The following is a 12,340-nucleotide window of genomic DNA, read 5'->3' on the forward strand; positions in this document are numbered from 1 at the left end:
TATTGAATCAGTTGCCTGCATAAATGACAAGACGGGCTTACGCCCGTCATGAATGATATTACACAGAGGTCAGATTACCAGCCTTTAACTGCTCCGCCGTTAAAGACTTTGTTAGCTTCCTGGTAAACTTCGTCAGACTGGTAAGCCTGTACGAATTTCTTCACGTTCTCCGCGTCTTTGTTGTCTTCGCGGGTCACGATCAGGTTAACGTACGGGGAATCTTTGTCTTCAACGAAGATACCGTCTTTGGCCGGAGTCAGGTTGATCTGGCTGGCGTAAGTGGTGTTGATAACCGCCAGAGCGATCTGCGCATCATCCAGAGAACGCGGCAGCTGCGGTGCTTCCAGCTCAACAATTTTCAGGTTTTTTGGGTTCTCAGTAACGTCCAGAACGGTTGGCAGCAGGCCTACACCGTCTTTCAGTTTAATCAGGCCCACTTTCTGCAACAGCAGCAGGGAACGGCCAAGGTTCGTTGGGTCGTTCGGTACCGCAACCTGAGAACCGTCCTGCAGCTCTTCTAAAGATTTGATCTTTTTAGAGTAGCCCGCGATTGGGTATACGAAGGTATTGCCTGCCGCAACCAGCTTGTAGCCGCGATCCTTGATCTGCTGATCCAGATACGGTTTGTGCTGGAAGGCGTTAGCATCGATATCGCCTTTGCTCAGCGCTTCGTTCGGCAGAACGTAATCGTTGAAGGTCACCAGCTCGACGTCGAGGCCATACTTCTCTTTCGCCACTTTGGCTGCCGTCTCGGCAACCTGCTGTTCCGCACCGACGATAACGCCCACTTTGATGTGGTTTGGATCTTTTTCATCCTGGCCGCAGCCTACCAGTGCCAGAGAGCCGATCAGCGCGCCTACCGCAGCAAAGGTCTTCAATTTAAACGCCATGTTCTTATCCTTAACTCGTCGAGTTTGTGTTGTGTAACGTTATTTGTGCGTAACAGCCCGGACGATGCGATCGCCAGAGAATTGAATGAGATAAACCAGCACAACCAGCAGAACCAGCACGGTATTCATGACGGTAGCATTGTAGCCAATGTAGCCGTACTGATAACCGATCTGACCCAAACCGCCTGCACCGACAGCACCGCCCATCGCAGAGTAACCCACCAGGGTGATCAGCGTGATGGTTGCCGCATTGACCAGGCCCGGAAGGGCTTCTGGCAACAAGATCTTACGTACGATCTGCATTGGCGTCGCACCCATGGCGCGTGAGGCTTCAATCAGACCCGACGGGATCTCCAGTAGCGCGTTCTCAACCATACGAGCAATAAAGGGCGCTGCCCCTACGGTAAGAGGAACAATCGCCGCCTGCAGGCCGATGGACGTTCCCACAATAACGCGGGTGAATGGAATCATCCACACCAGCAGAATAATGAAGGGAATCGAACGGAAGATGTTCACCAGCGCAGAGAGCGTGCGATACAGCTTTGCGTTCTCAATAATTTGACCCGGGCGGGTGACATACAGCAGTACGCCTACCGGCAGACCAATAACAAAACCGAAAAAGCCGGATACGAAAGTCATCGCCAGCGTTTCCCATACGCCGCGCGCCAGCAACCACATCATTGGCTCAGACATAACCCAGTACCTCTACTTTTACATGATGCTCTTGCAGCCAGGCGATAGCCGCCTGGGTATCCTGTTGCGTGCCGTGCATTTCGGTCAACATGATGCCGAACTTAACACCACCTGCGTAATCCATCTGCGCACTAATAATGTTGTTGTTGACGTTGAAACGACGGGCGGTTTCGGACAGCAGCGGGGCATCCACTGACTTGCCCGTAAACTCCATTCGCAGCATCGGAACGCTGTTGGCTTCAGGCTGAGCTTTTAAACGTGCCAGATAGTCTTCCGGAATGTCCAGATGCAGGGTGGCCTGAATAAACTGCTGCGCCAGAGGGGTTTTCGGATGGGAGAACACTTCGCTGACGGTGTCTTGCTCAATTAGCTCACCCTGGCTGATCACCGCCACGCAATCGCAGATGCGTTTAACCACGTCCATCTCGTGCGTAATAAGGAGGATGGTCAGTCCCAGGCGACGATTGATGTCTTTTAACAGTTCCAGTATCGAGCGAGTGGTTGCAGGATCCAGGGCGCTGGTGGCTTCGTCACAGAGCAACACTTTTGGGTTGCTGGCCAGCGCTCGCGCAATGGCGACACGCTGTTTTTGTCCGCCGGATAAGTTTGCAGGGTAGATATCATGCTTATCGCTCAGGCCGACCAGATCCAGCAGCTCGGTGACGCGACGTTTGATTTCTTCTTTAGGCGTATTGTCCAGTTCCAGCGGCAGGGCGACGTTGCCAAATACGGTGCGCGAGGAGAGCAGGTTGAAGTGCTGGAAGATCATGCCAATCTGACGGCGAGCTTTGGTTAAATCCGCTTCGGAAAGGGTCGTCAGCTCCTGACCATCAACCTGAACCTGACCTTCGGTCGGACGCTCGAGCAAGTTAACGCAACGGATGAGCGTACTTTTACCTGCACCTGAGGCGCCAATGACGCCATAAATCTGTCCAGCCGGAACATGCAGGCTAACGTTGTTCAACGCCTGAATGGTACGGTTCCCTTGCTGGAACACTTTGGTGATATTCGAAAGTTTAATCATTAGATTATTTTTATCGTATGTAAGTTAGCCGTGGCATTTTCTGCTGCCTTGTACGGGCGATGACCGTCAACAAAACGGATGTTAAGGCATCCAGACGTCTAAATCAATCCAACTCTGCGCGATGAGCACTTTATTGCGCGGTGATTCATGAGATACTAGCCGGACATCCCTTTTCAGGAGCAAACCGGTGGCAAAATCAGTACCCGCAATTTTTCTCGATCGTGATGGCACGATTAATGTCGATCATGGCTACGTGCATGAGATAGACGAATTCGAATTCATTGATGGCGTAATAGAAGCCATGCGTGAATTAAAAGAGATGGGTTTTGCGCTGGTGGTGGTGACTAACCAGTCAGGTATCGCGCGCGGTAAATTCACCGAAGCTCAGTTTGAGACATTAACCGAATGGATGGACTGGTCGCTGGCCGATCGTGGCGTTGACCTGGATGGTATCTATTATTGTCCTCACCATCCGCAGGGAACCGTAGAAGAGTATCGTCAGACCTGTGATTGCCGTAAACCGCATCCGGGCATGTTCATCTCGGCACAAGAGTTTCTTCATATAGATATGAGCGCTTCATATATGGTGGGCGACAAACTTGAAGATATGCAGGCAGCTGCCGCGGCAGGTGTGGGACATAAAATTCTGGTGCGTACCGGTAAACCCGTCACCCCAGAAGCAGAAAATGCAGCGGATTGGGTGATTAATAGCCTGGCTGCGCTGCCGGAAACCATCAAAAAGCAGCAAAAATAGGCATTCTGGCGAAAAGGTGAGCGGTTGAAATAAAATTGTCGTTTTCCGCTTGTCACTGCCAGATAACTCCCTATAATGCGCCTCCATCGACACGGCGGATGTGAATCACTTCACACAAACAGCCGGGTCGGTTGAAGAGAAAAGCGAAAATAAACGCTTGACTCTGAAAGGGGAAAGCGTAATATACGCCACCTCGCAACGGTGAGCGAAAGCCGCGTTGCACTGCTCTTTAACAATTTATCAGACAATCTGTGTGGGCACTCAAAGTGACATGGATTCTTAACGTCGCAAGACGATAAATGAATACCAAGTCTCTGAGTGAACATACGTAATTCATTACGAAGTTTAATTCACGAGCATCAAACTTAAATTGAAGAGTTTGATCATGGCTCAGATTGAACGCTGGCGGCAGGCCTAACACATGCAAGTCGAGCGGTAGCACGGGGGAGCTTGCTCCCTGGGTGACGAGCGGCGGACGGGTGAGTAATGTCTGGGAAACTGCCTGATGGAGGGGGATAACTACTGGAAACGGTAGCTAATACCGCATAATGTCGCAAGACCAAAGAGGGGGACCTTCGGGCCTCTTGCCATCAGATGTGCCCAGATGGGATTAGCTAGTAGGTGGGGTAACGGCTCACCTAGGCGACGATCCCTAGCTGGTCTGAGAGGATGACCAGCCACACTGGAACTGAGACACGGTCCAGACTCCTACGGGAGGCAGCAGTGGGGAATATTGCACAATGGGCGCAAGCCTGATGCAGCCATGCCGCGTGTATGAAGAAGGCCTTCGGGTTGTAAAGTACTTTCAGCGAGGAGGAAGGCATTGTGGTTAATAACCACAGTGATTGACGTTACTCGCAGAAGAAGCACCGGCTAACTCCGTGCCAGCAGCCGCGGTAATACGGAGGGTGCAAGCGTTAATCGGAATTACTGGGCGTAAAGCGCACGCAGGCGGTCTGTCAAGTCGGATGTGAAATCCCCGGGCTCAACCTGGGAACTGCATTCGAAACTGGCAGGCTAGAGTCTTGTAGAGGGGGGTAGAATTCCAGGTGTAGCGGTGAAATGCGTAGAGATCTGGAGGAATACCGGTGGCGAAGGCGGCCCCCTGGACAAAGACTGACGCTCAGGTGCGAAAGCGTGGGGAGCAAACAGGATTAGATACCCTGGTAGTCCACGCCGTAAACGATGTCGACTTGGAGGTTGTTCCCTTGAGGAGTGGCTTCCGGAGCTAACGCGTTAAGTCGACCGCCTGGGGAGTACGGCCGCAAGGTTAAAACTCAAATGAATTGACGGGGGCCCGCACAAGCGGTGGAGCATGTGGTTTAATTCGATGCAACGCGAAGAACCTTACCTACTCTTGACATCCAGAGAACTTAGCAGAGATGCTTTGGTGCCTTCGGGAACTCTGAGACAGGTGCTGCATGGCTGTCGTCAGCTCGTGTTGTGAAATGTTGGGTTAAGTCCCGCAACGAGCGCAACCCTTATCCTTTGTTGCCAGCGGTTAGGCCGGGAACTCAAAGGAGACTGCCAGTGATAAACTGGAGGAAGGTGGGGATGACGTCAAGTCATCATGGCCCTTACGAGTAGGGCTACACACGTGCTACAATGGCGCATACAAAGAGAAGCGACCTCGCGAGAGCAAGCGGACCTCATAAAGTGCGTCGTAGTCCGGATTGGAGTCTGCAACTCGACTCCATGAAGTCGGAATCGCTAGTAATCGTAGATCAGAATGCTACGGTGAATACGTTCCCGGGCCTTGTACACACCGCCCGTCACACCATGGGAGTGGGTTGCAAAAGAAGTAGGTAGCTTAACCTTCGGGAGGGCGCTTACCACTTTGTGATTCATGACTGGGGTGAAGTCGTAACAAGGTAACCGTAGGGGAACCTGCGGTTGGATCACCTCCTTACCTTAAAGAACCTGCCTTTGCAGTGCTCACACAGATTGTCTGATGAAAAAACAGCAGTAAAAATCTCTGCAGGCTTGTAGCTCAGGTGGTTAGAGCGCACCCCTGATAAGGGTGAGGTCGGTGGTTCAAGTCCACTCAGGCCTACCAAATTCTTCCTGATACTGCGTTGCAGAATAACTCACATACTTAAGTATGCTTCGTTATTCCACGCCTTGTCTCAGAAAGAATTAGCGGTACAGAGATTAGCATTTTGCGATGGGGTTATAGCTCAGCTGGGAGAGCGCCTGCCTTGCACGCAGGAGGTCTGCGGTTCGATCCCGCATAGCTCCACCATCCTTTACTGCGACAACAAGAAAACTTCAGAGTGTACCTGAGAAGGTGCGCTGCGAAGTTTTGCTCTTTAAAAATCTGGATCAAGCTGAAAATTGAAACGACACGCCCTGTCTGTTCTCCGTAATAAGAGCAGATAAGCGGTGTGTCAGAGTCTCTCAAATTTTCGCAAGTCGATGATGAATCGAAAGAAACATCTTCGGGTTGTGAGGTTAAGCGACCAAGCGTACACGGTGGATGCCTAGGCAGTCAGAGGCGATGAAGGACGTGCTAATCTGCGATAAGCGTCGGTAAGGTGATATGAACCGTTATAACCGACGATTTCCGAATGGGGAAACCCAGTGTGTTTCGACACACTATCGTTAAGTGAATACATAGCTTAACGAAGCGAACCAGGGGAACTGAAACATCTAAGTACCCTGAGGAAAAGAAATCAACCGAGATTCCCCCAGTAGCGGCGAGCGAACGGGGAGCAGCCCAGAACCTGAATCAGCGTATGTATTAGTGGAAGCGTCTGGAAAGTCGCAGGGTACAGGGTGATACTCCCGTACACAAAAATACATGCACTGTGAGTTCGAAGAGTAGGGCGGGACACGTGGTATCCTGTCTGAATATGGGGGGACCATCCTCCAAGGCTAAATACTCCTGACTGACCGATAGTGAACCAGTACCGTGAGGGAAAGGCGAAAAGAACCCCGGCGAGGGGAGTGAAAAAGAACCTGAAACCGTGTACGTACAAGCAGTGGGAGCACCCTTGTGGTGTGACTGCGTACCTTTTGTATAATGGGTCAGCGACTTATATTCTGTAGCAAGGTTAACCGTATAGGGGAGCCGAAGGGAAACCGAGTCTTAACTGGGCGTTAAGTTGCAGGGTATAGACCCGAAACCCGGTGATCTAGCCATGGGCAGGTTGAAGGTTGGGTAACACTAACTGGAGGACCGAACCGACTAATGTTGAAAAATTAGCGGATGACCTGTGGCTGGGGGTGAAAGGCCAATCAAACCGGGAGATAGCTGGTTCTCCCCGAAAGCTATTTAGGTAGCGCCTCGTGAATTCATCTCCGGGGGTAGAGCACTGTTTCGGCTAGGGGGCCATCCCGGCTTACCAACCCGATGCAAACTGCGAATACCGGAGAATGTTATCACGGGAGACACACGGCGGGTGCTAACGTCCGTCGTGAAGAGGGAAACAACCCAGACCGCCAGCTAAGGTCCCAAAGTCATGGTTAAGTGGGAAACGATGTGGGAAGGCACAGACAGCCAGGATGTTGGCTTAGAAGCAGCCATCATTTAAAGAAAGCGTAATAGCTCACTGGTCGAGTCGGCCTGCGCGGAAGATGTAACGGGGCTAAACCATGCACCGAAGCTGCGGCAGCGACACTATGTGTTGTTGGGTAGGGGAGCGTTCTGTAAGCCGTTGAAGGTGTGCTGTGAGGCATGCTGGAGGTATCAGAAGTGCGAATGCTGACATAAGTAACGATAAAGCGGGTGAAAAACCCGCTCGCCGGAAGACCAAGGGTTCCTGTCCAACGTTAATCGGGGCAGGGTGAGTCGACCCCTAAGGCGAGGCCGAAAGGCGTAGTCGATGGGAAACAGGTTAATATTCCTGTACTCGGTGTTACTGCGAAGGGGGGACGGAGAAGGCTATGTTGGCCGGGCGACGGTTGTCCCGGTTTAAGCATGTAGGCGGAGGTTCCAGGTAAATCCGGAACCTTGTTAACGCTGAGGTGTGATGACGAGGCACTACGGTGCTGAAGCAACAAATGCCCTGCTTCCAGGAAAAGCCTCTAAGCATCAGGTAACATCAAATCGTACCCCAAACCGACACAGGTGGTCAGGTAGAGAATACCAAGGCGCTTGAGAGAACTCGGGTGAAGGAACTAGGCAAAATGGTGCCGTAACTTCGGGAGAAGGCACGCTGATGTGTAGGTGAAGCCCCTGCGGGTGGAGCTGAAATCAGTCGAAGATACCAGCTGGCTGCAACTGTTTATTAAAAACACAGCACTGTGCAAACACGAAAGTGGACGTATACGGTGTGACGCCTGCCCGGTGCCGGAAGGTTAATTGATGGGGTTAGCGGCAACGCGAAGCTCTTGATCGAAGCCCCGGTAAACGGCGGCCGTAACTATAACGGTCCTAAGGTAGCGAAATTCCTTGTCGGGTAAGTTCCGACCTGCACGAATGGCGTAATGATGGCCAGGCTGTCTCCACCCGAGACTCAGTGAAATTGAAATCGCTGTGAAGATGCAGTGTACCCGCGGCAAGACGGAAAGACCCCGTGAACCTTTACTATAGCTTGACACTGAACACTGGTCCTTGATGTGTAGGATAGGTGGGAGGCTTTGAAGCGTGGACGCCAGTCTGCGTGGAGCCATCCTTGAAATACCACCCTTTAATGGCTGGTGTTCTAACGTAGACCCGTTACCCGGGTTGCGGACAGTGTCTGGTGGGTAGTTTGACTGGGGCGGTCTCCTCCTAAAGAGTAACGGAGGAGCACGAAGGTTAGCTAATCCTGGTCGGACATCAGGAGGTTAGTGCAATGGCATAAGCTAGCTTGACTGCGAGAGTGACGGCTCGAGCAGGTGCGAAAGCAGGTCATAGTGATCCGGTGGTTCTGTATGGAAGGGCCATCGCTCAACGGATAAAAGGTACTCCGGGGATAACAGGCTGATACCGCCCAAGAGTTCATATCGACGGCGGTGTTTGGCACCTCGATGTCGGCTCATCACATCCTGGGGCTGAAGTAGGTCCCAAGGGTACGGCTGTTCGCCGTTTAAAGTGGTACGCGAGCTGGGTTTAGAACGTCGTGAGACAGTTCGGTCCCTATCTGCCGTGGGCGCTGGAGAATTGAGGGGGGCTGCTCCTAGTACGAGAGGACCGGAGTGGACGCATCACTGGTGTTCGGGTTGTCATGCCAATGGCACTGCCCGGTAGCTAAATGCGGAAGAGATAAGTGCTGAAAGCATCTAAGCACGAAACTTGCCCCGAGATGAGTTCTCCCTGACTCCTTGAGAGTCCTGAAGGAACGTTGAAGACGACGACGTTGATAGGTCGGGTGTGTAAGCGCAGCGATGCGTTGAGCTAACCGATACTAATGAACCGTGAGGCTTAACCTTACAACGCCGAAGCTGTTTCGGCGGATTTGAGAGATTTTCAGCTGATACAGATTATTCACTGCGCCTGCGGGCGGGGTGACAACAGAATTTGCCTGGCGGCTGTAGCGCGGTGGTCCCACCTGACCCCATGCCGAACTCAGAAGTGAAACGCCGTAGCGCCGATGGTAGTGTGGGGTCTCCCCATGCGAGAGTAGGGAACTGCCAGGCATCAAATCACGTAGTGAACCGGGGCATTAAACCGGTGGTTACAGAAGTATTCGGTGGAGCGGTAGTTCAGTCGGTTAGAATACCTGCCTGTCACGCAGGGGGTCGCGGGTTCGAGTCCCGTCCGTTCCGCCACCTATTGAAAGCCCTGAGCTAACGCTCAGGGCTTTTTTCTTATCTGTCGCCTGATTATTGCTTTAAACGCAAAAATCCTCTGCTTAATACACTCTTTTTTCACACATCTCCGGCAGAGATAATCCTCTTTATTAACAAACATGATGAAGAAAAGAGGAATTCAATGACTATCCCTGCATTTGGTCTGGGCACTTTCCGCCTGAAAGACGACGTTGTTATCGCATCCGTTAAAACTGCTCTTGAACTCGGCTATCGCACGGTTGATACCGCGCAGATCTACGATAACGAAGCTGCGGTCGGCCAGGCTATCGAAGAGAGCGGCGTACCGCGCGACGAACTTTTTCTCACCACCAAGATCTGGATTGAAAATCTCAGCAAAGAGAAGTTGCTCCCAAGCCTGAAAGAGAGCCTGAAAAAACTGCACACCGATTATGTCGATCTGACCCTCATCCACTGGCCATCACCGAACGATGCCGTGTCAGTTGAAGAGTTTATGCAGGCATTGTTGGAAGCCAAAGCCCAGGGACTGACGCGCGAAATTGGTATTTCTAACTTCACTATCCCGTTGATGGAAAAGGCGATTTCGGCTGTGGGCGCAGAAAATATCGCGACCAACCAGATCGAACTTTCTCCTTATCTGCAGAACCGTCAGGTAGTGGAATGGGCGCAGCAGCACGGCATCCATATCACCTCTTATATGACGCTGGCTTATGGTAAAGCGCTGAAAGACGAAACCATTCTGCGCATTGCTGCCAAACATAATGCCACCGCTGCGCAGGTTATCCTGGCGTGGGCAATGGGGGAGGGTTATGCGGTGATCCCTTCTTCAACCAAACGCGAGAATCTGGCAAGCAACCTGCGGGCCCAGGATCTGACGCTGGATCAGGACGATAAAAAAGCGATCGCCGCACTGGATTGCAACGATCGCCTGGTGAGCCCGGAAGGCCTGGCGCCGAAGTGGGATTGATTTAACCCTCCCTCTGTATCCTCACGAAACCCTCTTACAGCTCCTTAGGGAGCTGTTTTACATGCTCGCTCAGAAAGTCGATAAATGCCCGTATTCGGGTGCTCACTGCTCTGTCGCTGTAGTAGACCGCACTGAAGGGCATCTCTACCGGCAGACGTTTATCGGCCATCAGCTCGACTAACTCCCCCCGCGCAATCTCTTTATCAATCATATAATCCGAAAGACAAGCAATCCCGTTCCCTTCAAGGCATAACTGCTTGAGCGTCTCGCCGCTGTTGGACGATAAACCGCTGACCACTTCATGAAGCTGGCCATCGTGGCAGGCGAGGGGCCAGTTGTTAAGGGTTACCGGCTCCGTAAAGCCGAGGCACAGATGCTGCTTTAGCTCCTCAATCGTCTCAGGCTTGCCGAAACGGGCAATATAGGCCGGAGAGGCAATGATTTTACGATAGCTGGTGAACAACGGGCGTGCCCGTAGGCTGGAATCGGTCAGCGTCCCGGCGCGGATCGCCACATCCACCTTGCGCTCAATCAGATTGATAAAGGTTTCTGACGAGACCAGAGACAACGTCATTTCCGGATAACGTTCGCGGAAAGGTTTAATTAAAGGCATCAGGAAGTGCAGAACCACGGGCGTGGCGGCGTCAATGCGCAGCAGGCCGCGTGGGGTGCTGCGCGTCTCCATAATCTCTGTTTCTGCCGCCGCCATCTCCTGCAGGATAGACTGCACGCGGCGGAAATAGCGTTCGCCTTCTTCTGTCAGGCTGAGCTGCCGGGTAGTCCGGTTCAGCAGGCTCACGCCCAGCTTCATCTCCAGCTTTTTGACCGAACGGCTGACGGCAGAATTAGCCTGACCCAGCTGTTCGGCGGCGCGGCTAAAGCTGCCGCTCTCTACGACGGCGACAAAGATCGCCAGTTCCTCGGAGGTTGCTTTCATTGTTGCTTAATCCGCAAAATTATATTGATACTTTGAGCATTTTTGTTATTTAAACACTGGCGCATACTTCGTGTCATCTTAATCCTGATGAGACGGAGTTTTTTATGCCTCTGGCGCTACTTGCCCTGACGATCAGTGCCTTCGCAATCGGCACAACCGAGTTTGTAATTGTAGGACTGGTTCCTACGATTGCTGACCAACTTACCATCTCCCTGCCTTCTGCAGGTTTGCTGGTCTCTATCTATGCCCTCGGCGTGGCGATCGGCGCGCCTGTGCTGACAGCCCTTACAGGCCGCCTGCCGCGTAAACAGCTGCTGATGGCGTTGATGGTGCTGTTCACCGCCGGCAATATTCTTGCCTGGCAGGCGCCTGATTACACAACCCTGGTGATTGCCCGTCTACTGACCGGCCTTGCCCATGGGGTCTTCTTCTCTATCGGCTCGACCATCGCGACAAGTCTGGTGCCAAAAGAGAAAGCCGCCTCAGCCATTGCCATCATGTTCGGTGGTTTAACCGTGGCGCTGGTTACCGGGGTCCCGCTGGGCACCTTTATCGGTCAGCATTTTGGCTGGCGTGAAACTTTCCTCGCGGTCTCTCTGCTTGGGGTGATCGCCTTGATCAGTAGTCTGGTGCTGATCCCGTCGAACATTCCTGGGCGTGCGGCAGCGACGCTGCGCGATCAGTTGAAGGTGCTGACCCACCCCCGTCTGCTGATGATCTATGCCATTACCGCGCTGGGATATGGCGGCGTGTTTACCGCCTTTACCTTCCTCGCGCCAATGATGCAGGATCTGGCCGGGTTCTCACCGAGTGCGGTCAGCTGGATCCTGCTGGGCTATGGCGTGTCGGTGGCGATCGGCAACATTTGGGGCGGCAAGCTGGCCGATAAGCACGGCGCCGTTCCGGCACTGAAAATTATCTTTGCCGCACTGGTTGTTCTGCTGCTGATCTTCCAGTTCACCGCCTCGATGCAGTATGCCGCGCTGGCGACAGTACTGGTGATGGGGATCTTCGCCTTCGGTAACGTTCCGGGCCTGCAGGTCTACGTGGTACAGAAAGCCGAGCTGTATACCCCGAACGCCGTGGATGTGGCGTCTGGGTTGAATATTGCTGCTTTCAACGTGGGCATCGCGCTGGGGTCTATTATTGGCGGACAGACTGTAGAGCACTTCGGTCTGGCACAAACACCGTGGATTGGGGCGGTTATCGTTCTCGCGGCATTTCTGTTGATTGGCCTCAGCGGTCGCCTGGATAAGCCCGCTCGTGTGGTGCTGGGATAAGCCTGGTGTAAGCACTTGCTAACAAAACGAAACAGCGGTTTCTCGGTAATTGCGTTGAAAGTGTGAGCTGAAAACCCTATAACATTAGAACCCGCTCCTGT

The 12,340-nt window shown here is 52.8% G+C and carries 7 protein-coding genes, 3 tRNA genes and 3 rRNA genes; 9 read left to right on the forward strand and 4 right to left on the reverse strand.

Annotated features, from left to right (window positions below):
- Positions 1–74: 74 nt before the first annotated feature.
- Genes metQ through metN form a run of 3 tightly spaced genes read right to left on the reverse strand, consistent with a single transcriptional unit; the run spans position 75 to position 2,607 of the window.
- On the reverse strand, positions 75–890 hold the full coding sequence (gene metQ, locus GNG27_RS04335; protein ID WP_142488316.1) for a methionine ABC transporter substrate-binding lipoprotein MetQ: 816 nt from the start codon (positions 888–890) through the stop codon (positions 75–77).
- A 39-nt stretch (positions 891–929) separates the two neighbouring features.
- Entirely contained in the window at positions 930–1,583 is a 654-nt protein-coding gene (locus GNG27_RS04340; protein ID WP_142488317.1) for a methionine ABC transporter permease MetI, read from the reverse strand.
- Positions 1,576–2,607 carry a methionine ABC transporter ATP-binding protein MetN gene (gene metN, locus GNG27_RS04345; protein ID WP_142488318.1) on the reverse strand — a complete coding sequence of 344 codons (1,032 nt, stop codon included), beginning with the start codon at positions 2,605–2,607 and terminating at the stop codon, positions 1,576–1,578. Before metN ends, GNG27_RS04340 begins: the two co-directional genes overlap by 8 nt.
- 187 nt (positions 2,608–2,794) lie before the next feature.
- On the opposite strand from metN, the gene gmhB reads away from it, so the two are divergent.
- The 8 genes from gmhB to dkgB all read left to right on the forward strand — a co-directional run bounded on the left by gmhB (position 2,795) and on the right by dkgB (position 10,022).
- The gene (gene gmhB / locus GNG27_RS04350; protein ID WP_142488319.1) at positions 2,795–3,361 is read left to right on the forward strand and encodes a D-glycero-beta-D-manno-heptose 1,7-bisphosphate 7-phosphatase; all 567 of its coding nucleotides are present in this window, start codon (positions 2,795–2,797) and stop codon (positions 3,359–3,361) included.
- 367 nt (positions 3,362–3,728) lie between these two features.
- Positions 3,729–5,270: ribosomal RNA gene (locus tag GNG27_RS04355) — 16S ribosomal RNA — on the forward strand.
- A gap of 70 nt (positions 5,271–5,340) precedes the next feature.
- Positions 5,341–5,417: transfer RNA gene (locus GNG27_RS04360), tRNA-Ile, on the forward strand.
- Positions 5,418–5,527: 110 nt separating this feature from the next.
- Positions 5,528–5,603, forward strand: a tRNA-Ala gene (locus tag GNG27_RS04365).
- Between the two features lie 207 nt (positions 5,604–5,810).
- A 23S ribosomal RNA gene (locus GNG27_RS04370) occupies positions 5,811–8,716 on the forward strand.
- Positions 8,717–8,807: 91 nt separating this feature from the next.
- Positions 8,808–8,923 (forward strand): 5S ribosomal RNA (rrf, locus tag GNG27_RS04375).
- The 16S, 23S and 5S rRNA genes sit together here with 3 tRNA genes alongside, the layout of an rRNA operon.
- A gap of 55 nt (positions 8,924–8,978) precedes the next feature.
- Positions 8,979–9,055 (forward strand) — tRNA-Asp (locus tag GNG27_RS04380).
- Between the two features lie 163 nt (positions 9,056–9,218).
- Complete coding sequence (gene dkgB / locus GNG27_RS04385) at positions 9,219–10,022, forward strand: 2,5-didehydrogluconate reductase DkgB (RefSeq protein ID WP_156262954.1); 804 nt, start codon at positions 9,219–9,221, stop codon at positions 10,020–10,022.
- A gap of 34 nt (positions 10,023–10,056) precedes the next feature.
- On the opposite strand, the gene yafC is transcribed toward dkgB, so the two are convergent.
- The gene (yafC, locus tag GNG27_RS04390; protein WP_156262955.1) at positions 10,057–10,959 is read right to left on the reverse strand and encodes a DNA-binding transcriptional regulator YafC; all 903 of its coding nucleotides are present in this window, start codon (positions 10,957–10,959) and stop codon (positions 10,057–10,059) included.
- Positions 10,960–11,063: 104 nt separating this feature from the next.
- On the opposite strand from yafC, the gene GNG27_RS04395 reads away from it, so the two are divergent.
- Positions 11,064–12,239: an MFS transporter gene (locus GNG27_RS04395; RefSeq protein ID WP_142488322.1), complete on the forward strand. Its 1,176-nt coding sequence runs from the start codon at positions 11,064–11,066 to the stop codon at positions 12,237–12,239.
- Positions 12,240–12,340 lie beyond the last annotated feature (101 nt).

Origin of the sequence: Leclercia sp. 119287 (assembly GCF_009734485.1) — a bacterium.
Lineage (GTDB): Bacteria > Pseudomonadota > Gammaproteobacteria > Enterobacterales > Enterobacteriaceae > Enterobacter > Enterobacter adecarboxylatus_C.

Bases quoted from the DNA above. Each gene is read 5' to 3' on its own strand.
- GNG27_RS04340 (WP_142488317.1), bottom strand. From the start codon at position 1,583: ATGTCTGAGCCAATGATGTGGTTGCTGGCGCGCGGCGTATGGGAAACG.
- yafC (WP_156262955.1), bottom strand. From the start codon at position 10,959: ATGAAAGCAACCTCCGAGGAACTGGCGATCTTTGTCGCCGTCGTAGAG.
- metN (WP_142488318.1), bottom strand. From the start codon at position 2,607: ATGATTAAACTTTCGAATATCACCAAAGTGTTCCAGCAAGGGAACCGT.
- GNG27_RS04395 (WP_142488322.1), top strand. From the start codon at position 11,064: ATGCCTCTGGCGCTACTTGCCCTGACGATCAGTGCCTTCGCAATCGGC.
- metQ (WP_142488316.1), bottom strand. From the start codon at position 890: ATGGCGTTTAAATTGAAGACCTTTGCTGCGGTAGGCGCGCTGATCGGC.
- dkgB (WP_156262954.1), top strand. From the start codon at position 9,219: ATGACTATCCCTGCATTTGGTCTGGGCACTTTCCGCCTGAAAGACGAC.